Origin of the sequence: Billgrantia saliphila (assembly GCF_002930105.1) — a bacterium.
In the GTDB taxonomy this organism is placed as follows: Bacteria; Pseudomonadota; Gammaproteobacteria; order Pseudomonadales; family Halomonadaceae; genus Halomonas; species Halomonas saliphila.
This window is the reverse complement of record NZ_PJRN01000007.1, coordinates 112521-135278: the sequence shown is the minus strand read 5'-3', so window position 1 is coordinate 135278 and position 22758 is coordinate 112521. Positions and strand designations below refer to the sequence as shown.

Sequence of the window (22758 nt, the reverse complement as noted above, 5' to 3'; positions counted from 1 at the left end):
CGCGGTGCACGCATCATCGCTGAGCCACATGACAATGCAGCATGACGAGGGCGGCCGGATGGCCGCCCTCCGTGTTATCACGCTTTTCATCCTCGTTCCGCACACGGTCAGGCGGGCTCAGGAGGCGGGGTCAGGCTCTTCGTAATGTCCCACTCCGTCTCGGCCACCGTGCTTGACGCTATACATGGCCTGGTCGGCAGCATCGACCAGCGACGCGGCAGAATCGAAATCACCATCTTCCAGGTCGGCGATACCGATCGATGCGGTCACGTGCAGGGCTTCGCCATCGGCCTGGGCCAATGGCTGCGTGGCCAGGTATTCACGGATGCGGTCGGCCAGCAGGCCGGCATGCTGGCGGCGGGTATTGGGCATGATGACCAGGAACTCCTCGCCGCCGTAGCGACCGGCGATATCGCTCTCCCGCACCATGTTGTTGAGCGCGGCGGCGAAGTGGATCAGCACTTCGTCGCCGAAGCGATGTCCGTAGCGATCGTTGATGCGCTTGAAGTGATCGAGATCGATGAACATCACCGACAGTGGCTGCCCGGCGGCACGGGCGCACTCGAAATGCTGATCGAGCCGTTTTTCCAGCCAGGTGCGGTTGGCGAGCTGGGTCAGATGATCGGTGCGGTGCTGCTCATCTAGGGCGACGTGGCTGGCATGCAGTGCCTCCAACTCGCGTTGCTGCTCGGCGAGTCGCATGGTCATGCGCAGGTTCTGCTCGAACAGCAGCTCCTTGGCTTCGGCCAGCAGGTGAAGGCTGTCGATGGCCGGCGGGCAGGTGATCTCGAACAGCTTGGCCAACGAGGGGAGGCGATGCTGGAGTTCCTGCATGACCGTCATCAGCATGACGATGTCCAGCGAGGCCAGAGAGGGCAGCTGACGTAGGAGAGCGCTAAACGCGGAGGCCGAGTCCGCGGCCAGCCAGCAGTCGGCGATACGACACGAGAGACGCAGGCAAAGGCTGTGCGGATCGCCATCGATGAGTGGGCCATGACTGGCGATGATGCCCGCCGCCATGGGGCCGGGCACACCCCAGCTGAGCGCCAGCCAGGCGCCGACCAGAGCATGGTCGCAGCCGTAGATCGCCAGCTCCGCATCGACCAGGCTCTGGTGCTGGCGAACCCCCGGAATGTGATCGGTGTAGCGTTCACCATCCACTGCCTCGAGCGCCAGAATACCGATGTCCTGCAGCAAGGCGGTGGTAAAGAGCTGGCCGGCCTCGTGAGGGCACAAGTGTTGGGCCAGCTCCTGGGCCGCCGAGGCGGCGATGACGGCGCGTTGGCACAGGTATTCGTACTCGAGCGCTTCGCCCGAACCGGGGCGAGGCAGGCCGAAGCTCAAGGCGGCCGTCAGAGTGGCGTCGAGTCCGATGCGGGAAACGGCGTCGAGGCCATTGGTCACCGGGTTGCCGCCACGGGCATGGAAGGCGCTGTTGGCCATGGAGAGCAGGCGCAGAGTCAGCGCCGGGTCTTGCTCGATGGCGCGCGCGTAGTCCGCCAGGCGCGGTTCCGGCGAGCGGGCGATGCTGATGACCCGGGCCGCGGCGGCCGGCAGGCTGGGCAGGCTGCGGCAGTCGGCTAGACGCTGGCGTAGGGCGTCGGGAAGCGGGGGGAGATCGGTAGTCGCGGGGCCAGTCGCGCCGTCTTGCGCGGCGGTCGATATCCTATCGAGCGGCATGATGTTCCCTGCCTGTCGGTTGTTATTGATTGACCCGAAGTTATCCTAACAAACTTGCTGCTACGTAAACGTTGGGTCTCTCAGCGTTTCCTCAACGATGCATCGAGATGGTCGACGACCTCGGCCCAGTCGGCATCGTCTTCCACCGCCGCGTACAGGAACTCGGCCTGAGCGGGTGTCCAGAAGGAAGCCTGGTACAAAGCCATCTCGGGTGGCAGCGGCGCATTGCGCTCGATGAATGCCTTGATCGAAGTCTCATCGGCGGGCAGCCCCAATTGCTCGAAGAGTTCGTGAAAAGGGTGGACCGGTTGTTCCATGGGTCATCTCCTCTTGGTGGCTACCCTACAGCCTGGCATCTGTCCACATTGCTGACCAGGCAAGGCCTGGATCAGCGCTCGCCCACCAAGGGGGTGAGAAAACGCCGCCGCCGTTCGTCGTCGCCCAGCGGCTGGGCCAGAAGATGGACCAGCTTGGTCAACGCGGCCTCGGGAGTCATCGTGTCGCTCGAGAGCACGCCGGCTTGGGCCAGTCCTTGGCCGGCGGCGTAATGGCCCGGCGCAACGCCGCCGGCGGTGCACTGGCTGACCGCCGCCACCAGTTTGCCCTCGCCGCTGGCCCGGGCCAAAGCGCCCAGCAGTGCCGGATCCGGCGGCACGTTACCGGCACCCCAAACTTCCAGCAGCGCGCCCCGGACCCGATCGTCGGACAGCCAGGCCTCGACCTGCCAGGCCTGGATGCCTGGCCACAGGGCGATGCGCACGACGCCGCCGTCGGCCAGTGGGCCATAGTCGGGAAGCTCGAACCGCGGGGCGCCGCGCTGCTGGGCCTCGAGACCACGACCGGGGAAGAGCACGGCGTCGGCGTCGACTCGCTCGCCCAGCGGAGGATAGTCGGGACTATCGAAGGAAGATGGCGCTGCGCTATGCCACTTGCGCGCACGGACACCGCGCAGCAGGCGGCCGGCAAAGGCGATCGCAACCTCCTGCAGGCGAGGCTCGGCGGCGAAACGCAGGGCCAGCTCGACGTTGTCCAGCGCATCGCTGCCCTCTGCCTCGAGCGGAAGCATGGCGCCGGTGACCACCACAGGACGATCGAGCCCTTGCAGCTGGTAGGCCAGGCTGGAGGCCGACCAGGTCAAGGTGTCGGTGCCATGCAGGACCACGACGCCGGCGTGATCACCGACGGCGCTGGCGATACAGCGCCCCAACTGCTGCCAGTCGCGGGGAGTGGCGGCGCTGGAATCGATGGCCGGTTCGATCGGGCGAAACACGAAACGTGGCAGAGCGGCTCGGCGCGTGGGTGGCAGCGTGTCGAGGGCACGCCGCAGGCGTCCCTCCATATCGCCGCCGGGAGCCAGACCTTGTGGTGTGGTGACCATGCCCAGGGTGCCGCCAGTGTAGAGAACCAGCACAGGGCGTTCGTCGAGGGTGGTCACGTTCATGCAGGCTCCTGGCGACGGGGAAGAACAATTGGGCTGAGCGGCTCATCATAGCGGCTGGCGTCGTGGTTCTCACCACCAGGCGCTCTCGGTGTCGTCGTAGAGAAGATACTTCTTATCCAATGAGGGGCGAGTTCAATGAGTGGCCAGGCGCCCCCCGACGTCCACGTCGAGACGCCTGTTGCGCCCTGCCAGCATGGCGAAGCCGGCGGCCACCGCGACGATCAGCAGCAAGGTCGCCGTAATGGCGGTCAAGCCCACCTCCATTTGCAACAGCATGCCCACGGCCAGCGGCCCCGTGGCGGCCAACGTATAACCGCCGCCCTGGGCGAGTCCCGAAAGCTTGCCGGCAAGGCGTGAGTTGGCCGTGCGCAGCACGATCAGGGTCAAGGCCAGGCTGAAGCTGCCGCCCTGGCCCAGGCCGAGCAGCACGACGCCCGGCCAGCGCCAGGCAATGGGGCCCTGCAACAGCAGCCACAGTCCGGCGCCGACGCAGCCGAGGACAAGCAACAGGGCAGGACGTTGATCGCGTCCCAGGCGTGCCAGCCAGGGCGCCCCCAGCGCCGAGACCAGTTGCACCAGCACCGAGGCGGCCATGAACCAGCCGGCCTCCGATTCGCTGTAGCCGCGCTGTAGCAGCAGGGTGGGCAGCCAGCCGAACACGATATAGGCCAGCGAGGACTGGGTGCCCATGTAGATCGTCACTTGCCAGGCCAACGGTTGGCCGAGCAGGTCCCGCATGGAGCCACCGGGCGTGGCAACGGCCGCGCCACGAGAGCTGCGCGGCATCAGGGCGACCCAGGCCACCAGCGCCACGCCGCCGAGAAGTGCCCAACTGGCCAGGCTGGGGCGCCAGCCCTGCCAGAGTTCCGCCAGAGGAATGCTCAGCCCGGCACCGAGGGCGCCACCGAGACACAGGGCCATGGTATAGACGCCGGTCATCAGGTCGGCCCCGGCGGGCAGTTCCCGCTTGACCAGGGCCGGCAGCAATGTGCCGGCAATGCCGATGGCGGCCCCCACCAGGAGGGTGCCCAGGAACAGGAGCGGGACGTACGGCGCGCCGCGTATCAGCAATCCGAGGATTAGCGCGACGAGGGCGAGCGAGAGAGTGATCTCCGGCCCCAGGCGCTTGGACAGCCACGGCGCGAGCGGCGCAAAGATACCAAGACACAGGACCGGAAGGGTGGTCAAAGCACCGATGGCCAGTGCGGAGAGACCGGTATCGGCCTGGATGCGGGCGAGCAGCGGCGCGAGCGATGAAAGGGCTGGGCGCAGGTTGAGCCCGACCAGCACCATCAGCAAGAGGAAAAGCGCGACACGCCGCGTCGATGATTGGCTTTCAGTCATTGCGATCCCGCGAGCGACCGAACTGTCGATCGTGGCGGTCACGAGGCGTGGAGGCACGCCCCTCGCGGTCACGCGGTTCGATCAGCGGGTGCTCATCGACACCGGGCGGTCCGAAGTCGACGCTGCCAGGGGTGGCGGCCCCCTGGATGTGACGGCTGATGCCCGAGACGTCCTCGACGCTGATCAACACTTCCTGACTGCCTTGCGCCTGACGCTGGGACACCAGCGAACCATCGTAAGTCCAGCAGCGCTGCGGCACCTGGGAGACATACCAGGTACGGCCGCGCCAATGGGCATGGCCCTGATCGTCCAGTTGGAGGGCTTCGAGCGGCGCCAGCGCAGCGAACAGCTGGGCGTTGAGCACCAGACCGTTGGCCATGCTCACGGCGCCTTGGTAGCGAGCGGCGTGCAGGGTTTCGATCACGTCGCTGCGTTTCGCCCGAGGCTCGACGCTACCCTGGCCGCAAAGGTGCAGCAGATTGTCGTCGATCTGCTTGATGACCCAGACCGGAATCGATTGCCTTCCGGTCAGCCATTTGAGCATTGTCGAGCCTCCTCACTTGCCGATGCGCTTGCCGCCGCGTCCACTCAGGCCTCTCCGCTGCCGCTATGGGAATCATATACATTCCCACATTTCGCCGACCCTACCAAGCCCGGCGCAGGGCAGTATGCGATCAGGCCCGTCGAGCTCGGCTGCGCCGCCGCCGCGGGGCGCGGGCCTCGCTGTCGCTGCGCTTCTCGCCGGGCTGTCCACGCGAGGCGCCGCCCTGGCGACGCTGGCCATCGTTACGCGGCCCCCCTCGGCCGCGGCCGTTCTCGATCGGCTCGGGCTTCGCGTTGGGATCGGGCTCGAAGCCCGGCTCGATGCGCTTCTCCAGGTCGCGCTTGATCAGGCGCTCGATGCCCTTCAGCAGGCTGTGCTCGTCGACGCATACCAACGATACCGCCTGGCCTTCGCTGCCGGCGCGGCCGGTGCGGCCGATACGGTGGACGTAGTCTTCGGCGACGTTGGGAAGCTCGAAGTTGACCACATGAGGCAATTCGCTGATATCCAGGCCGCGGGCCGCAATGTCAGTCGCCACCAGCACTTGCAGGTCGCCGCACTTGAATGCCGCCAACGCCTTGGTGCGTGCCGACTGGCTCTTGTTGCCATGGATCGCCATGGCCGGTATGTCCTGCTTGGAGAGCTGCTCGGCCAGGCGGTTGGCACCGTGCTTGGTGCGGGTGAATACCAGCACCTGATGCCAGGCGTGCTGGGTGATCAGATGGGCCAGCAAGTCGCGCTTCTTGTCGCGATCGACGCGATAGATCGCCTGATCGACGGTCTCGGCCGTGGTGTTACGCCTTGCCACCTCGATTTTCGCGGGGTTGTCGAGCAGCTTGTCCGCCAGGGTCTGGATCTCGTCGGAGAAGGTGGCGGAGAACAGCAGATTCTGTCGCTTCTCGGGCAGTAGGCGCAGCACCTTGCGGATATCGTGGATGAAGCCCATGTCGAGCATGCGGTCGGCTTCGTCGAGCACCAGGATCTCCACGCAGGAGAGATCCACATGCTTCTGCTGGTGTAGGTCGAGCAGGCGGCCGGGGGTGGCGACGAGCACGTCGAGGCCCGGACGAATGGCGTCCACCTGGGGTTGCTGGCCAACGCCGCCGAAGATGACGTGGCTCTTCAGGGTGAGGTGGCGGCCGTAGTCGGCGACGCTCTCACCGACCTGGGCGGCCAGCTCGCGCGTCGGGGTCAGGACCAGCGCACGTACCTGGCGCTTGCCGGGCCGCGGGCCGTCGGCCAGACGCTGCAGCATCGGCAGGGTGAAGCCGGCGGTCTTGCCGGTACCGGTCTGGGCGCTGGCCAGCAGGTCGCCGCCCTTGAGCACCGCCGGAATGGCCTGGCGCTGGATCGGGGTCGGTGTGGTGTAGCCTTGCGCCTCGACGGCACGCAGCAGTTCGGCTCGTAAGCCGAGTTCGGAAAAGATCATGCGGTCTCCGCAGATGCGCCCTGGCCGCGCCATGCGCGTTCGACACATGGCCAGTCCCGGGCCGGGGCGTGAGAAATTCGGTTCAGGGCGCGGCAGGAGGGACTGCGGGTCGCCGCGAGCGGGCAGTATGCCACAAGCTGGCCGGCGGCGCAGCCACGTCGTGCATCATCGGTCACGGCGTATCCCGCTGGCGATATCGTCGGCGACCCGATCCCAACTGCGACCGAGCGCCCGCACCAGCGCCGGGTAGCCGTCGTCGTCGAGCTCCGTCTCGGCGTGGAAGCGCTCCATGGCCGCCAGGCGACCGTCGGGAGCCAGCAACTGCCATTGTCCGCTGGCGATGGCCACGCCATCGTGGCGGCCCTGGAAACTATCGACCTCCAGCCGCAGGCGCATGGCATCGCCGCGCCCCGTGCCGCTTTCGTCGCGGACCACGCGGGTATCCGGCAGGCGCTCGGCCAGCCGCGATCGCAAACCGCGCTCCAATTGTCGTCCCAGCGGTTCGGCCCAGAGGTGCTGGCGGGCGGCATTGAGGGTGATATCGTCGAGCTGCAGCACGATGCCGTCTACGTCCAGGTAGTGCGCCAGGCGCGGCGGTTGGACCAGCAGCACGTGCTCGGCCTGGCCGGTCGGCGCCGGCGTGGCCTCGCTGCCCGGCAGCATGAAACGGTTGGCCGGCGGCGTGGATGAGGCGCAGCCGCTCATCACGAGCGCGCCGGCCAGGAGCAACGACCAGAACATCGACTTCATATGCGTCTCCCACGAGAAAAAGCTTTCATCGGCATGACCAATCACTCCTTGTTCTACTGACCGCGCCGCGGTGCCCTGGGCTGCGGGTCCTCGGCCTCGAGGCTGTCGAACAGCAGGGCACGCGGGTTCTCGTTGAGCGTGCGGGTTACCGGCTGCAGGTCGCGCATCAGGCGCTCCAGACGTTCGGCGGCGCTGGTCAGCTCGCGGTAGGCATTGGAATCGGGCGACAGGCCCTCCAGCGTCTCGCGCAACGCCTCCAGCGAGTCGTTGAGGTTGGAAGGCAGGTTGCGGGTTCCCGGGTCGTCGAGCACCTCCTGCAGCGATTCGCTCAGTTCGCGAACCTCGTTGAGCATGGCCTCGGAGGTGGCGAGGTTGCGGTCGAGCCCGGCCAGCAGCGGCTCGATCTCGAGAGCGTTGAGCTTCTCCAGCAAGCTCGTCACCTGGGCCTCGATCTGGGCGAAACCGGTGGAAGTGGTGGGGAAAACGTCGCGCTCGCTGAATGTCGCCGCCGTGTAGTCCTCCGCCTCCTCGCGGTAGAAATTGATGTCGACGAACATCGCGCCGGTGAGCAGATTGCCCGACTTGAGCGATGCGCGCAGTCCGCGACCGAACAGGCGGTGGAAGCGTTCGTCCCACTCTTCGAGGTCGATCTCCTGGTTCTCGATACCCAGACGCTGCGGCTCGATGCGAATCAGCACGGGAATGGCAAACCCTTCGCGGGTATTGGGCTGGCTGGCGGTGAACTGCCATGGAACGGCGGCCACGGTACCGATGCGCACGCCGCGGAACTCCACCGGCGCTCCGCGCGACAGGCCGCGCACGCTGTCCTCGACCAGCAGCACGTATTCCAGATAGCGGTTGAAGGTTCCTTGGCGTGCGCTCTCTTCGTCGGCATAGAGATTGAAGTTGGTGTCATTCTCGACGGGGCGTCCCCGCGGCAGATCGTCGGGGACGCCGAAGGTGACACCGCCGCCGAGCAGCGCCTCGAGCGACTCCACGTTGACGCGAAAGCCATCCGCGTCGAGGCGCAGATCGACGCCGCTGGCCGACCAGAAGCGGGTGTTCTCGGTGACCAGACGGTCATAGGGGCTCTCGATGAAGATCCGCTGATTCATGCGCCGGCTGTCGGGATCGAAGTCGACCTCCTCCACGCGTCCCACGGTATAGCCCTGGTAGGTCACCGGGTCGCCGGCGCGCAGCGAGTTGCCAAGCTGGCTGATCAGGTTGACTCGCAAGCCGGCGGCGTCGGCTGGAGCCACGGGGGGCTGGTCGCTGACCTGGAACTCGCGCACGCCGGGTTCTCCGCCGCCTGGCTCGAGCTGAATGTAGGCACCGGAGAGGACGGTGCCCAGGCCGCTGATCCCTTCGCGGCCGATGCGTGGCTTGACGACCCAGAAGCGGCTGCCCTCGGTGAGCATGGGCTCGGCTTCGGGCGACATGCGCGCGGTGATCACGGCATGGCTGAGGTCCTCGGAGAGCTGTACGCGCTCGACGCGACCCACCTCGACGTTGCGAGTCTTGATCAGGGTGCTACCGGCTTCGATGCCTTCGGCACTGCTCATGGTTAGAGTGATCACCGGGCCACGGCTGCGGTAGTTGTCGTAGACCAGCCAAAGGCCGATCAGCACCGCCACGATCGGGACGATCCAGATTGGTGACAGGCGTCGCTGGGGAGTCGCTCTGGCGCGGTGCATCTCCCGGGGTGGCTCTTGCTCACGCGGTGTCTCGCTCATCCGGACGTTCCTTGCGTATGGCGGGAGTCACGCGGCGGGGGCGTGTCCCAGATAAGGCGGGGATCGAAGGTCATGGCCGCCAGCATGGTCAATACCACCACCGCGGCGAACGCCAGCGCGGCGGGACCGGGGGCGATCGACATCAGCGAACCCGCACGGATCAGAGCCACCAGGATGGCGACGACGAAGACGTCGACCATCGACCAGCGGCCGATGAATTCGGTCAGACGATAGAGCCGGGTGCGGGTGACGGCGTTGAGCTCGGCGCTGCGCTTGACCACCAGACACAGCCAGGCCAGCGCCACCAGTTTGCCCACCGGAACGATGACACTGGCGACGAAGATCACCGCCGCGACCGGCCAGGAGCCCATCTGGATCAGTTCCACCACCCCGCCGATGATGGTGGAAGGCGATGATTGTCCAAGGCTGGTAGTGGTCATGATGGGATAGAGGTTGGCCGGTATGTACATCAGGGCGGCGGTGACCAGCAGCGCCCAGGTGCGTTGGAGACTGTGCGGAGTTCGGGAGTGCAGGCGTTCGCCGCAGCGCTGACAATGGCCGCGCCCCATGGGATCGAGGCGATTGACCAGGCCGCAGGTAGGGCAGCCGGCGAGACCCTGGCTGGCCGCGGTGCGCCCGGTGCGGGCGCCCTCGGGAGCTAGCGGCTCGCCGGCCAGCGAGAACCACATCCAGTCCGAATCGATGGACTGTGTGGTGAGCAGGAGCAGCACGGCGAAGATGCAGAAGGCCCAGAACGACAGTCCCAGCTCGACATCGGCCATGCCCGCTACCTTGAACAGGCTGACCAGCGCCCCGATGATGAACACGTCTGCCATCATCCAGCGGTGGAGGTGTGCCAGCGCGCGCGCAATGGTGCGGCTGGCGGGCAGTGGCTCGTTCTGCAACAGGCCCAGCTGCAGCCAGATCACGCCCACCAGGTAGATGGCCGGGAGCACCACGATGGTCAGGATCACGGCGATGCCCACGAGGGGCTGGTGAAAGCCGATCAGGGTGGTGGCGGTCTCGGTCAGCTCGATGCGGTTGCCCAGCCCGCTCACGCTGAAGCTGGCGAAGGGAAAGGAGACTGCCATGAGCAGGGCCACCATGGCGGACATCGCCAATGCCATGCTGCGCTGGGCCGGCCGGTGGTGACGGGTGGCCAGGATGTGGCCGCAGCGCGGACAGTCCGCCTTCTGGCCGGGGCGCAGCGGCGGCAGGGCCATCAGCCAGTCGCACTCGTGACAGGCGCGCAACCGGCGGCGCGAGGTGCGCACTTCGGGAGGCGTCTGGTCGACCCGGGGTTCGCCCGGGGCGGCGGGTAGCCGCAGGATATGCTTGAGCACGAATGAATTGCCCCGGAAACTGTATGAGATGCCGGCCTGATGCTTCGAGGCCAGACGATTGCAGGAAAAGTGTGACACGTTGACGCGATGCGTACCATATACAAACATTCGCACCTGAATGTTCCCAAGGAGATGAGATGCTTTTTCCCCTACTGGCCGTGGCAGCGGGTCTCGTGCTGCTTGTCTGGAGCGCCGAGCGCTTCGTCGATGGTGCGGCTGCGACATCGCGCCGTCTGGGCGTGTCGCCGCTGCTGGTGGGCATGCTGGTTATCGGCTTCGGCACCTCGGCCCCCGAGCTGATGGTCTCGTCGCTGGCGGCCGCGCAGGGCAACCCGGGACTGGCGCTGGGTAATGGCTACGGTTCGAACATCGCCAACATCGGCTTGATCCTGGGGCTGATGGCGCTGATCTCGCCGCTCGCCGTGCATTCCGGCGTGATTCGTCGTGAGCTGCCGATCCTGGTGGCGGTGACGCTGCTGTCGGCGGGGCTGATGTGGGGCGGACTCGTCAGTCGTCTCGAAGGCGTCGTGTTGCTGGTGCTGTTGGCGGTCATGATCGCGTTGAGCATCTGGCAGGCCCGGCGCTCCGGCCCCGATCCGCTCGCCGACGAGACTGAAGAGAGCTTGCAGGTACACCCCATGTCGCTGCGCGCTGGCCTGATCTGGACGTTCGTGGGGCTGGCGTTGCTGGTGCTCAGCTCGCGGGTGCTGGTGTGGGGTGCCGTCGAAATCGCCCAGGCCTTCGGCGTCAGCGATCTGATCATCGGCCTGACCGTCGTCGCCGTCGGCACCTCACTGCCCGAGCTGGCATCCTCCTTCAGCGCGCTGCGTCGCAACGAGCACGACCTGGTGGTGGGCAATGTGGTCGGGTCCAACCTGTTCAATACGCTCGGCGTGGTAGGGCTGGCTGCAGTCATCGCTCCGATCGAGGTCGGCAGCGAGGTGCTGATGCGCGACTGGAGCCTGATGACTGTCATGACGGTACTGATGGCCGTCTTCGCCATCGGCTGGAAGGGGCGTCCGGGGCGCATCAACCGCATCGAGGGCGCTATGCTGCTGGCGCTGTTCGTCGGCTATACCGCCTTCATGGTGCGCCTGGTGGTCATGGCCTCGGCCGGGGCGTGAGGCTGCGTCAACACGACACAGCCTTTTCCGTGGCGCGGGCATGGCATGGCGACGCCTTCCGCGCCACAATTTTTGTGCCTGGATTGAAACGGAATGTATAGGTTGCTCTGATCGGCTGCCCTTTCAGAGTGTCCTGATCTAGGCTCATCAGAGTGTCGAGGTGAAATGCGCCACGGCAAGCCAGGATGGCATTGCCCAAGGCACAACAACGCACTGCGGTGCAATTCGCATGCCTTGAGACGTGAACTCTACGCAGCCAAGAGGCAAACGTCATGGAGCTTGACCCGCTATTGCTGTCGCGACTGCAGTTCGCCTTCGTCGTATCCTTCCACGCCATCTTCCCCGTCTTCACCATTGGCCTGGCGTCCTACATCGCCGTGTTGCACGGCCTCTTCTACAAGACCCAGAATCCGGCATGGGATCGCCTGGCGCTGCTGTGGACGAGAGTCTTTGCCGTCGCCTTCGGCATGGGAGTGGTCTCGGGCATCGTCATGTCATTCCAGTTCGGTACCAACTGGAGCAACTTCTCCCAGGCGGCCGCCAATTTCATCGGACCGCTACTGAGCTACGAGGTGGTGACCGCCTTCTTCCTCGAGGCGGCTTTCCTTGGCGTGCTGTTGTTCGGTCGAGGCAGGGTGCCCCAGGGGGTGCATCTGTTCGCCGCCATCATGGTGGCGTTGGGGACCTTCATTTCCACTTTCTGGATTCTGGCGGCCAATAGCTGGATGCACACTCCCGCCGGTGTCGAACTGGTGGACGGCACGTTCCGGGTCACCTCGTGGATCGATGCGATCTTCAACCCATCCTTCCCGTTTCGATTCGCCCATATGGCCATGGCGTCATTCATCACCGGCGGCTTCGTGGTGGCGGGCGTCAGTGCCTGGTATCTGCTGATCGGGCGCGATGTCGAGGCCAACCGCAAGGCGCTCTCCATGTGCCTATGGATGTTGCTCGTACTGACGCCGACCCAGGCGCTGGTGGGCGACTTCCACGGGCTCAATACCTTCGAGCATCAGCCGGTCAAGCTCTCCGCCATGGAGGGGAACTGGGAGACCCGGCGCGGTGCACCGTTCCTGGTCTTCGCGCTGCCGGATCAGGAGGCACAGCAGAACCGCTTCGAGATCGGCATTCCCTATGTGGCGAGTCTGATCCTGACCCATGAGTTGGACGGCGAAATCCCTGGCATCGTCGAGGCGCCCCCCGAGGAGCAGCCGCCGGTGGCGATCATCTTCTGGTCGTTCCGTGTCATGGTCGGCCTCGGCCTGCTGATGATCGCGGTCTCGTTGGTGGGGCTCTACCTGCGCCGCGGCGGCCGCGTCTACCATTCGCGCCCCTTCCTGCAGACGTTGCGGCTGATGTCCGTCACTCCCTTCGTCGCCGTGCTTGCCGGCTGGATCACCACCGAGTCGGGCCGGGCGCCGTGGTTGGTCTACGGCATGATGTCGCACGAGGAGGGCGTCACGCCGTCGCTTACCGGTGGCATGGCGCTGTTCACGCTGCTCGGCTACATGGTGGTCTATGCGGTGATCTTCTATGCCGGTACTTACTACCTGACGCGGGTCATCCGCTACGGTATGCAGGAAAAGGAGGAGGAGAAGGTGATCGACGACTTCGAGACCCCCAAGCGGCCGTGGTCGGCGACCCACACCCCGTTCGACGACGACCCGTCCAAGGAGGGAGCCTGATCATGGAGATGTTCGATCTATCGCTGATCTGGGCGCTGATCATCGGCTTCGGCATCATGATGTACGTGCTGATGGACGGCTTCGACCTGGGGCTCGGTATCCTCTTTCCCTTCGCCCCCGACGAGGACGCCCGCGACGTGATGATGAACTCCGTCGCACCGGTGTGGGACGGCAACGAGACCTGGCTGGTGCTGGGTGGCGCCGGTCTGCTGGCGGCGTTTCCGCTGGTCTACTCGGTGTTCCTGCCGGCGCTGTATATCGGTGTGTTCCTGATGCTGGCAGGGCTGGTGTTTCGTGGCGTGGCCTTCGAGCTGCGCTTCAAGTCGCGCCGCGACCGCCGAGGCCGGCGTCTGTGGAATCTGGCCTTCAGCGGCGGCTCCGCCGTGGCGGCCTTCGCCCAGGGCGCCGTGGTGGGCACTTACATCCAGGGCTTCGAGACTGAGAACGGTGTCTACGTCGGTGGTCCGTTCGACTGGCTGACGCCATTCACGCTGCTGACCGGCATCGGCATCATGATCGGCTACGCGCTGCTGGGGACCACGTGGCTGATCCTCAAGTCGGAGGATTACATCCAGCAGTGGGCCTACCGGCTGACCACGCCACTGTTGCTGGCCGTGCTGGTCATCTTTGCCATCATCAGCATCTGGACGCCGCTGGTGAACGACGTCGTGTGGGAGCGCTGGTTCGGCCACCTGCACGTGATCTGGGTGCTGCCGGCACTGACCCTGATGTGCATGTTCACGGTGTACTGGGCGTCACGCCGCGGCTACGAGGTGCTGCCGTTCATCGCGGCCCTGGGCACTTTCCTGTTCACCTACCTGGGGTTGGTGGTCAGCAAGTGGCCCTGGATCGTGCCGCCGAACTACACCATCTGGGATGCAGCCTCCGCACCGGAATCCCAGCTCTTCCTGCTGATCGGCGTGCTCTTCGTGCTGCCTTTCGTACTGGTCTATACCTTCTGGTCCTACTGGGTGTTCCGCGGCAAGGTGCGCGCCGGCGAAGGCTACCACTGACGCATGAACGACGACGCCCACCGACCGACACCCCGTCGCTGGCTGGCGGCGCATGCCGCCGGCCAGCGCGGTTGGCTGGCGCTGGCCGCCCTGGCCGGTTTCGGCGCCGGTGCTGCCACCGTGGCGCAGATGGGGCTGTTGGCTTGGATCGTCAGCGGGATGTTGATCGCGGGCGCCACACTGGGCGAGCTGGGCGAAACCTTCGCGCTGTTGGCAGGCGTGCTGGCCCTGCGTGCCTTGTCCCAGTGGGGGCAGGAAGTGGCCGGCCAGGAGGCAAGCCTGCGCATCCGGCAACGGGTTCGCGCCGAGCTGCTCGACCATCTCGCCGCCCTGGGGCCGGTGCGGGCGGGCGAAAGGCATAGCGGTGGGCTCGCCAGCCAATTGGTGGAGCAGGTCGAGGCGCTCGATGGCTATTTCGCCCGCTTCCTGCCGCAGTTGCGCCTGGCCGTGGCAGTGCCGTTGCTGATCCTTGGGGTGGTGCTGTGGCTCGACTGGTTGGCGGCACTCTTCCTGTTGCTCGCTGCGCCACTGATCCCCTTGTTCATGGCGCTGATCGGCATGGGGGCGGAGCGGCTCAACCGCGAGCAGTTCGTCGCGGTCAGTCGCCTTTCGGGGCATTTTCTCGACCGCGTACGCGGCATCGCCACGCTGCAGCTGTTCCACCGTACCGCCGAAGCCACCGCAGAAGTGCATCGGGCGGCGGATCGCTACCGACTACTGAGCCTGCGTACCCTGCGTGTCGCCTTCCTGTCGTCGGCGGTGCTCGAATTCTTCGCCTCGGTGGCCATCGCCATGGTGGCGATCTACGTCGGTTTCGGCCTGCTGGGTTATATCGACTACGGCCCGGCCGATGAGCTGACGCTGTTCAGCGGGCTGTTGGTACTGCTGTTGGCACCGGAGTTCTTCCAGCCGCTGCGCAGCCTGGCACAGCACTATCACGATCGCGCGGCTGCCCTGGGTGCCGCCGACGGCATGCTGGCCCTGCTGGCCGAACCGGTGCATCGAGCCGACCCGCAGCCCCTGGTTGGCGGCAAGGGGCTGGTCGCGCTTGAAGCGGCTACGCTGTCGCATCCGGGGCGAGGCCGGGTAGTGGGACCGTTGAACGTCGTCGTGCAGGCGGGAGAGGTCGTGGTCGTCACCGGTCCCTCCGGTGCCGGCAAGTCGGCATTGCTACAGCTGTTGGCGGGATTCGTCGCCCCCGATGAAGGCCAGCGTCTGACCCGTCCCGAACTCGCCATTGCCTGGATGGACCAGCGGCCGTTGCTGATCCATGGAAGCCTGGCCGACAACCTGCGCCTGGCCGCGCCGGAAGCGAGCGACAGCGAACTGTCGCAGGCGCTCGAGCGCGCGCGGTTGGGGGAGCTGCTCGCCGCCCTGCCCGAGGGGCTCGACACCCGCCTGGGAGAGGGTGGGGTGGGGCTGTCCGGAGGCCAGGCCCAGCGCGTGGCATTGGCGCGGGTATTTCTTTCCCGAGCGCCACTGGTACTGCTCGACGAGCCCACCGCGAGCCTGGACGAAGACACCGAGGCGCGGGTGGTCGAATCACTACGCGCGCTGGCCGCCGAGGGCAGGGCACTGGTCATCGCCACCCATCATCCCGCGCTGATGGCCATGGCCGGACGACACCTGAGACTAACGGCGGCGGGGTTACCCGCCAACGTGGAGGAGGGAGCCGATGCCTGAACCTTCGCTGCGGTCCAGCCTGGTACCCTGGCTGCGCCTGTTCGCGCGGCGACGGCGTAGGCTGGTGCTGGGTACGCTGCTGCTGGCGATAACGCATGCCTCCGCGGTGGGGCTGCTGGCCCTGTCTGGCTGGTTCATTACCGCCAGCGCGCTGACCGGGCTGGCCCTGGCCGCGGGGCTCGCCGTCAGCCTCGACGTCTACGTGCCCGGTGGGGGCATTCGCTTCTTCGCTCTCAGCCGCACCGTGTCGCGCTACGGTGAGCGATTCTACAACCACGATACGGTGCTGCGGTTCCTGGCGGACCTGCGCAGCCGCCTGTTCGCTGTGCTGGCCCGACTGGACGAGCGTAGCCTCGCGCGCCAGCGCGCCAGCGATTGGCTCAACCGGCTCACCGCCGACATCGATACCCTCGACAGCCTCTTCCTGCGCCTGCTGGCGCCACCGCTCGTGGCGCTGCTGGCGGTGCTGCTGGTCGCAGCCCTGCTGTCCCTGTGGCTGCCTTGGGTGGGCATCGTCGTCGCGACAGTGCTGCTGTTCGCCTGGGGCTGGCTGACGCTAGGGCAGGCGTGGCTCGGCATGTCGGCCAGCCGCCGCCAGGTGGCGCATCTACAGCGCTTGCGCGGTCAGCTCGTCGAGCACCTCCAGGGCCAGGCCGAACTTGAAGCCTACGCCAGCCAGGGCTGGCACCGTCGGCACATCGAGGAGCAGGAGGCGCGACTGCAGCACGACCAAAGATTCCTCGCGCGATGGGCGGGGTTCGGCGTGGCGCTGGTCAACCTGACGGTCGGGCTCGCCATGCTGGCAGCACTGTGGCTGGCGGCGCTGGCCTGGCAGCAGGAGGCCATCGGCGGGGCGGTGATGGTCATGATGCCGCTGGCGGTGCTGGCCTGTGGGGAGGCGCTGGCACTGCTGCCCATGGCTTTCACTCACCTCGGCGCTACCCGGGGTGCCGCTGACCGGCTCAATGCCTTGGTGCGCGCCGGCGAGGCAGTGTCCACGTCCGGCAGCGAACCGCTTCCGGCGGGGCCGCTGTCGCTGTGTTTGCATAACGTGAGCCTGTCCTATCCCGACGCTTTGGAGCCTGCGCTGAGCGGGATCGACCTGTCGCTGGCGTCGGGCCGGCGACTTGCGCTGAGCGGTGCCTCGGGTGCGGGAAAATCCAGCGTGGCGGCGCTCGTCGCACGCCGGCTGCCACCTAGCGAAGGCGAGATCGTGCTGGGCGGGGTGCCGCTGGCGCATGTCGACGAGAGGGCGCTGCGTGAGCGGGTGGCGCTGCTGGGCCAGCGCGTCGACCTGTTCCAGGGCAGCCTGGCGGCCAATCTACGCCTGGCCGCGCCGCGGGCCAGCGAGGCAGAGCTGTGGCAAGCGCTGGCGTGGGTCGCACTGGATGACTGGGCGCGGGATTTGCCGAGTGGGCTGGAGACGCCGGTTGGCGAAGGCGGGCGGGCGCTCTCCGGCGGCCAGGCGCGTCGCGTGGCGCTGGCACGACTGTGGCTGCGCGATCCGGGGCTGGTGATTCTCGACGAACCCTTCGCCGGGCTGGATGCCGACACGGTGGCCCGGATCAAGCCTCGCCTGGACGCCTGGCTGGCGGGGCGGAGCGCGATCTACCTGGTACATCAGCTCGACGGAGGCGATTTCGATCCGCCTGGTATCACCCACGAGGCGCGCCTCGAACAGGGCAAGCTGACCGATTGCGCAAATCACGGGCATCCATCAGGATAAGGAAATGAATCGGCGACCGAGGTGAATCATGCGTGACCTTCTCAAGCGCCTGCCCAAGGCCGAACTCCACCTGCACATCGAGGGTTCGCTAGAGCCCGAGCTCATGTTCGCCCTGGCCCGGCGAAACGGCGTCACGCTGCCGTACGACTCGGTCGAGGCGGTGCGGGCAGCTTATGAATTCGACGACCTTCCCTCTTTCCTGGAACTCTACTACCAGGGCATGAGCGTGCTGCGTACGGCCGAGGACTTCCACGACCTGGCCATGGATTATTTCCGCCGGGCGCATGGCGAAGGGGTGGTGCACGTGGAGATGCATTTCGACCCGCAGGCGCACCTTGCTCGCGGCGTCGAGCTCGAGGCGGTCATGGAGGGGCTGAGCCTGGCGCGGCGTGAGGCCGAGCGCGAGCTGGGCATGTCCACGGCGTTGATCATGGCGTTTTTGCGCGACCGCCCGGCCGACGAGGCGATGAAGGTACTCGAGAGCGCGGCGCCCTACTGGGAGATGCTCGATGCCGTGGGCCTCGACAGCGCCGAGCGCGGCCATCCGCCCTCCAAGTTCACGGACGTCTTCCAGCGCGCGAAAATGCTGGGCATTCCCCGTGTCGCTCATGCGGGGGAAGAGGGGCCACCCGAATACATCCGCGAAGCTCTCGACCTGCTCGATGTCTGTCGCATCGACCATGGCGTGCGCTGCCTGGAGGATCCGGAGCTGGTGGCGCGGCTGCGCGACGAGGGCATCGTGCTCACCGTCTGCCCGCTCTCCAACGTGAGACTCAAGGTGGTCGAGCGTATGCGCGATCATCCTCTGCCGCAGCTGCTCGAAGCCGGGCTGGCGCTGACACTGAATTCCGACGACCCCGCCTATTTCGGTGGCGGCATGCTGGACAATTTCCTGGCTTGTCACGAGGCGTTCGGGTGGTCACAGGATACTTTCGTGCAGTTGGCCGGGACCGCGATCGAAGCCGCCTTCATCAGCGACGCCAGGCGACTCGAGCTGCACCGCCAGCTGGCCGCCAGCGTTCCATGACGAGAAGCCCCCCGACAGAGCGGGGGCAACGGATGGGGCGTCCTGCCTGCCCTGAGTCGCTGGGGCAGGCTCGGACCTCACGGCGCGTGTTGATGCCGAGCCTCTACGCAGGAGGCCTGGCGGCCCTGGTGCTCTTTCGCCTCGTCAACGCCTCCGTACACCGCCAGTAGCTTTGCGCATTGCCTAGGAAGGCGCCGGCCGGGGCCGGCGCCTTTGGGCAGGCTGTCGTGCCTTATTGAGTGGTCACCAGCATCACTACGCTGAGCGCGGCCGAGACCCACATGGCGGGCTTGATATCGTAGAGCTTGCCGGTGGCGAGCTTGATCAGCACGAAGCTCAGGAAGCCGAAGGCGATGCCCAGGGTGATCGAGTAGGTCAGCGGCATCAGGATGATGGCGAGGAAGGCGGGGAACGCCTGCTCGAACCGGGTCCAGTCGATCTTGCTGATCGGCGCCAACATAAACAGCCCGACCAGCACCAGCGCCGGCGCCGTGGCGATGCCGGGCACCAGCGACAGCAGCGGCGAGAGGAACAGGAACGGCAGGAACAGCAGGGCGATGGTGACCGCCACCAGGCCGGTGCGCCCGCCCTGGGCCACGCCCGCGCCGGATTCGATGAAAGTCTGCGCCGCACTGGTGCCGAGCGGCGCGGCGATCATCGAGGCGAAGGCATCGACGGTCATGGAGCGCTTGAGGTTGCGCGGGTTGCCGTTCTTGTCCTTGAGGTCCGCCGACTCGGACAGCGCCATGAAGCAGGACAACGCATCGAAGAAGTTGGTGAACAGCATCACGAAGATGAACGGCAGATAGGCGACCTTCAGCGCCCCCCAAATATCCACCTGCATCACCGCGCTGAAGTCCGGCCAGGCGGCCAGACCGCTCCACTCCACCACGACTTCGCCGCCCCATAGACGTCCCATGGGCGTCGCCAGCAGGGTGGTAAGGGCGATGCCCAGGATCAGTGCGCCGTTAAAGCGCATGATCACCAGGATGGCGGTGGCCATCATGCCGATGAAGAAGGTGATCAGCGAGGCGTCCATGCTGCCGAGCGTGACCAGGGTGGCATCGCTGCCGACGATGAAACCGGCGTTCTTGAAGCCGATGAAGGTGATGAACAGACCGATGCCGCAGGTAATGGCATAGCGCAGCGAGGGAGGAATGGCCTCGATGATCGCCTCGCGCACGTTGAACATGGCTAGGGTGGCGAACAGCACGCCGGACCAGAACACGCAGCCCAGCGCCACCTCCCACGACAGACCGGCACCCAGCACCAGGGTATAAGTGAACAACGCGTTCATGCCCATGCCCGGCGCCACCAGGATCGGGTTACGCGCATAGAGCCCCATGGCCAGGCTGCTCATGAAGCTGATCAGCACGGTGGCGGAAAGTGCTGCAGAGAAGGGGATGCCGGCGTCGGAGAGAATCGCCGGGTTGACCACGATGATGTACATCGAGGCCAGAAAGGTGGCGATACCGGCAAGGATCTCGGTGCGTAAGCTCGAACCCCGCCGGCTCACGCCGAAGTAGGTGTCCAGCCAGTGGGCCTTTCCTGTGGCCTGCCCAAGGGACTGGCCGTCTGCCTTGTCGGCCAGGGTGGAGGAGGTCGGTTCCATAGCTTGTGTCCGTTGTTGTTGGATGAGGTGTCGAATAAGCGTTGTTGGTTGAGGCGGCGACATGCCTGACCGTTTGGTCAAGCGTGTCCGGCTACAGCCTAGACAATATTTGACCGATTGGACAGGTGGTTTGCGACCAAGGTCGTAGTGAGTGGTAGAAGAGGCAGGAGGTGGGGAAAAAGTCTGGAGAGGGGATGACGCTGGTACAGTTCTCTGCGGTCGTTGCCCAGGCACGGCAGGCCGACCCCGCACGTAGGCGTTGTCCTCAGCGTTTCGCTTGGTTACGGTAGATAAAAAGCCGCAGAAGATGGCTTACGCGATTAGGACGTACACGGGGTTGCCGCATTAGGGATGATGGAAATTGTCATCCATTCTGCCAGCAGGGCGGTAGCGTCCCTGAAATTCACGGCTCAGCCCGACGGGCTTCGCACCCCGGGAAACCGTTTTTCCAGCACATCCACCCAACTGCAAGTTGTTCCAGGAAGGCTATTACCTCGGGCCCGCTCATGCCGGTGGTATGAGAGTAGCCAAGGACCTTGCAGGTCTTGCTGACGTTCTGCAGATCCTTGGCCTGTTCTAGGAGACTGAGCTTGCGACGTGCTACCTTTCTCCGGTGGTCATAGCCGTTTACTCATGGTGTTACAGCCGAGCCTCAGACACTCGTTCTATAACCCACTGGGGACTATGAGCACTTTGCTTTTCAGTGGCCGACTGTCAGGTAAATACCGTCACACTTCACAAGGTCAGGCACGGCGACGGTTTTTCCGTTGCGGCTTCGCCTTCATTGCAAAGCCGCGCGTTCTGGCGGAGTTATGCGTCAATCCAGCGAGGAAGCAACCTTGGACATCCGTGTTGATGACGCGCGAAGTCAAGAAGTTATCGGACTAATTCGAGAGCACCTTGAGTCGATGGCGCCGACGGCTCCGCCGGAGAGCCGTCACGCACTCGACCTTGATGGGCTACGAAACCCGGACATTACGCTCTGGGCCGTGTGGGACGGTTCGCAACTCGCAGGAATAGGGGCGCTAAAGCGCCTTTCAGAAGCGCATGCAGAGATTAAGTCCATGAGGACTGCAAAGCGGTACTTGCGAAAGGGTATTGCGTCAAAGCTCCTTTCGCACATAGTGCTTGAGGCACAAAAGTACGGGTACAAGCAGCTCAGCCTAGAAACCGGATCAATGGAATACTTCAAACCTGCGAGGGAGCTGTATGCTTCCTTTGGATTTACTCCATGCTCCCCTTTCGGAGATTACGTGGAAGATCCAAATAGCGCATTTATGACCAAGTCCATAGATGAGGATAAGCGCCTAACAAGGGATGCTTGCCCATTACACTGAGCAGACACAACACAGCATTGAGATGCTGAAGGCGGTTCTGGAGGCAGGCAAGAGCGCACTACACTCCTTACTAATCATCAACGGTGGCGCAGTCGTTGCGCTACTTGGAGTTCTAAGCAATCTAGTCGGAAAGGCCAGTGGTCCCGATTTTGCGCTACGCTATTTTATCCAGGCATGCTACTCCGAGAGCGATGACGACAACGACAACTATGAGAAGTGGGGCGATCGCTTTCGGTATTCAGCCATTGCTGCTGCACTCGCGGGATATACTCTGTTCGGTACAGCTATCGTATACTCCTATAAAGCGGTACTTTTGGCGTTCATGCCCTAACAAGGCCAGGCACAGCGACGGTTTTTCCGTTGCGGCTTCGCCTACACTACAAAGCCGCGCGTGCTGGCGGCGTTAGCAGCTAGTGACAGTTCAGCGTGTCGCCAACTCGGAGTAAACTCGTATCCATGGGACTTTTAACCTTCAGCATCAACGTCACCCTCGACGGTTGCGTCGACCACCAGGAGGGAAGCGCCGACGACGAGACACACGCTTTCTTCACCTGTCTCATGGACGAGGGAGGGGCGATGCTGTGGGGCCGCGTCACCTACGAGATGATGGAGAGCTACTGGCCAGCGGTCGCCCGCGGCGACGTGGAGGCACCGCCGGCGATGCGCGAGTGGGCGGCCAAGCTGGAGGCCAAGCCGAAGTACGTCGTGTCCTCGACGCGAAAGGAATTCTCGTGGACCAACAGCCACCACATCGCCGACGACCTGCGCGCGGGTGTACAGAAGCTCAAGGACGCGACCCCGAACGGCGTACTCCTCGGTAGCGGCAAGCTCGCGACCGAGCTGGATCGGCTGGATCTGATCGACGAGTACAAGTTGCTAATCCACCCCAGGATCGCCGGTCACGGCCCGACCCTGTACGAGAGCGGGCTGCCCAGCACGCGACGGCTAGAGTTGATCTCGGCGAAGCCGCTCCGTAGCGGCGCGGTCGCAATGTACTACCGGCGCGCGCGCTGACTTGGAGATGGGGCATGTCGCCTAACAAGCGCAGTCACGACGATGGCTTTTTCGTTGCGGCTTCGCCTCCACTACAAAGCCACGCGTGCTGCGTGACGTTAATTGCCAAGGAGTCAATTTGGTCGCTGGTCTCAATGGCGGCCTGTCTGCGAACAAGAAGATTCTCCTCATTCAAGTCGTTCCCGCCGCGCTTGGCCTTGTTTTGCTGCTTCTTGCTTCGTAACAAACCGAGCTTAACCCTGTGCTCGAGCTATCGAGCGTTTCACCTATGGC

The 22758-nt window shown here is 65.1% G+C and carries 19 protein-coding genes; 9 read left to right on the top strand and 10 right to left on the bottom strand.

Translation table 11 applies throughout. The features are described 5' to 3' along the window. Positions 1-117 precede the first annotated feature (117 nt). The 9 genes from CYJ07_RS09905 to CYJ07_RS09865 form a co-directional block, all read right to left on the bottom strand. A complete protein-coding gene (locus CYJ07_RS09905; RefSeq protein WP_104203532.1) occupies positions 118-1680 on the bottom strand; it encodes a sensor domain-containing diguanylate cyclase in 1563 nt (520 codons plus the stop codon). 80 nt (positions 1681-1760) lie between these two features. Then, positions 1761-1997, bottom strand: coding sequence for a DUF2789 domain-containing protein (locus CYJ07_RS09900; RefSeq protein ID WP_104203531.1), 237 nt, complete (start codon positions 1995-1997; stop codon positions 1761-1763). A gap of 71 nt (positions 1998-2068) precedes the next feature. Next, positions 2069-3121 carry an asparaginase gene (locus CYJ07_RS09895; protein ID WP_104203530.1) on the bottom strand — a complete coding sequence of 351 codons (1053 nt, stop codon included), beginning with the start codon at positions 3119-3121 and terminating at the stop codon, positions 2069-2071. A 132-nt stretch (positions 3122-3253) separates the two neighbouring features. Then, complete coding sequence (locus tag CYJ07_RS09890; RefSeq protein ID WP_231489595.1) at positions 3254-4465, bottom strand: CynX/NimT family MFS transporter; 1212 nt, start codon at positions 4463-4465, stop codon at positions 3254-3256. After that, on the bottom strand, positions 4458-5009 hold the full coding sequence (locus tag CYJ07_RS09885) for a hypothetical protein (RefSeq protein WP_104203529.1): 552 nt from the start codon (positions 5007-5009) through the stop codon (positions 4458-4460). Before CYJ07_RS09885 ends, CYJ07_RS09890 begins: the two co-directional genes overlap by 8 nt. A gap of 130 nt (positions 5010-5139) precedes the next feature. Then, the gene (locus tag CYJ07_RS09880; RefSeq protein WP_104203528.1) at positions 5140-6438 is read right to left on the bottom strand and encodes a DEAD/DEAH box helicase; all 1299 of its coding nucleotides are present in this window, start codon (positions 6436-6438) and stop codon (positions 5140-5142) included. 165 nt (positions 6439-6603) lie between these two features. Next, positions 6604-7188 carry a PqiC family protein gene (locus tag CYJ07_RS09875; protein ID WP_104203527.1) on the bottom strand — a complete coding sequence of 195 codons (585 nt, stop codon included), beginning with the start codon at positions 7186-7188 and terminating at the stop codon, positions 6604-6606. Positions 7189-7241: 53 nt separating this feature from the next. Then, positions 7242-8921, bottom strand: coding sequence for an intermembrane transport protein PqiB (pqiB, locus tag CYJ07_RS09870; protein WP_104203526.1), 1680 nt, complete (start codon positions 8919-8921; stop codon positions 7242-7244). Then, entirely contained in the window at positions 8918-10264 is a 1347-nt protein-coding gene (locus tag CYJ07_RS09865; protein WP_231489594.1) for a PqiA/YebS family transporter subunit, read from the bottom strand. Before CYJ07_RS09865 ends, pqiB begins: the two co-directional genes overlap by 4 nt. Before the next feature lie 137 nt (positions 10265-10401). Between CYJ07_RS09865 and CYJ07_RS09860 the strand changes: the two genes are divergently transcribed. From CYJ07_RS09860 to CYJ07_RS09835, 6 genes are all read left to right on the top strand, one after another. Further along, entirely contained in the window at positions 10402-11388 is a 987-nt protein-coding gene (locus CYJ07_RS09860; RefSeq protein ID WP_104203524.1) for a calcium/sodium antiporter, read from the top strand. A 272-nt stretch (positions 11389-11660) separates the two neighbouring features. Next, positions 11661-13073 carry a cytochrome ubiquinol oxidase subunit I gene (locus CYJ07_RS09855; RefSeq protein ID WP_104203523.1) on the top strand — a complete coding sequence of 471 codons (1413 nt, stop codon included), beginning with the start codon at positions 11661-11663 and terminating at the stop codon, positions 13071-13073. A 2-nt stretch (positions 13074-13075) separates the two neighbouring features. After that, positions 13076-14086, top strand: a complete 1011-nt coding sequence (gene cydB, locus CYJ07_RS09850; RefSeq protein WP_104203522.1) for a cytochrome d ubiquinol oxidase subunit II — start codon at positions 13076-13078, stop codon at positions 14084-14086. 3 nt (positions 14087-14089) lie between these two features. Next, entirely contained in the window at positions 14090-15769 is a 1680-nt protein-coding gene (cydD, locus tag CYJ07_RS09845) for a thiol reductant ABC exporter subunit CydD (RefSeq protein ID WP_104203521.1), read from the top strand. Then, the gene (gene cydC / locus CYJ07_RS09840) at positions 15762-17495 is read left to right on the top strand and encodes a thiol reductant ABC exporter subunit CydC (protein ID WP_104203520.1); all 1734 of its coding nucleotides are present in this window, start codon (positions 15762-15764) and stop codon (positions 17493-17495) included. Before cydD ends, cydC begins: the two co-directional genes overlap by 8 nt. A 28-nt stretch (positions 17496-17523) precedes the next feature. Beyond that, positions 17524-18522, top strand: coding sequence for an adenosine deaminase (locus CYJ07_RS09835; protein WP_104203519.1), 999 nt, complete (start codon positions 17524-17526; stop codon positions 18520-18522). A 232-nt stretch (positions 18523-18754) separates the two neighbouring features. On the opposite strand, the gene CYJ07_RS09830 is transcribed toward CYJ07_RS09835, so the two are convergent. Then, on the bottom strand, positions 18755-20134 hold the full coding sequence (locus tag CYJ07_RS09830) for an NCS2 family permease (RefSeq protein ID WP_104203518.1): 1380 nt from the start codon (positions 20132-20134) through the stop codon (positions 18755-18757). A gap of 812 nt (positions 20135-20946) precedes the next feature. Here CYJ07_RS09830 and CYJ07_RS09825 point away from each other — a divergent pair. From CYJ07_RS09825 to CYJ07_RS09805, 3 genes are all read left to right on the top strand, one after another. Continuing rightward, positions 20947-21471, top strand: coding sequence for a GNAT family N-acetyltransferase (locus tag CYJ07_RS09825; protein WP_104203517.1), 525 nt, complete (start codon positions 20947-20949; stop codon positions 21469-21471). A gap of 456 nt (positions 21472-21927) precedes the next feature. Next, on the top strand, positions 21928-22485 hold the full coding sequence (locus CYJ07_RS09810; RefSeq protein WP_104203516.1) for a dihydrofolate reductase family protein: 558 nt from the start codon (positions 21928-21930) through the stop codon (positions 22483-22485). 85 nt (positions 22486-22570) lie between these two features. After that, a complete protein-coding gene (locus CYJ07_RS09805; RefSeq protein WP_231489593.1) occupies positions 22571-22708 on the top strand; it encodes a DUF1304 family protein in 138 nt (45 codons plus the stop codon). Positions 22709-22758: the final 50 nt, after the last annotated feature.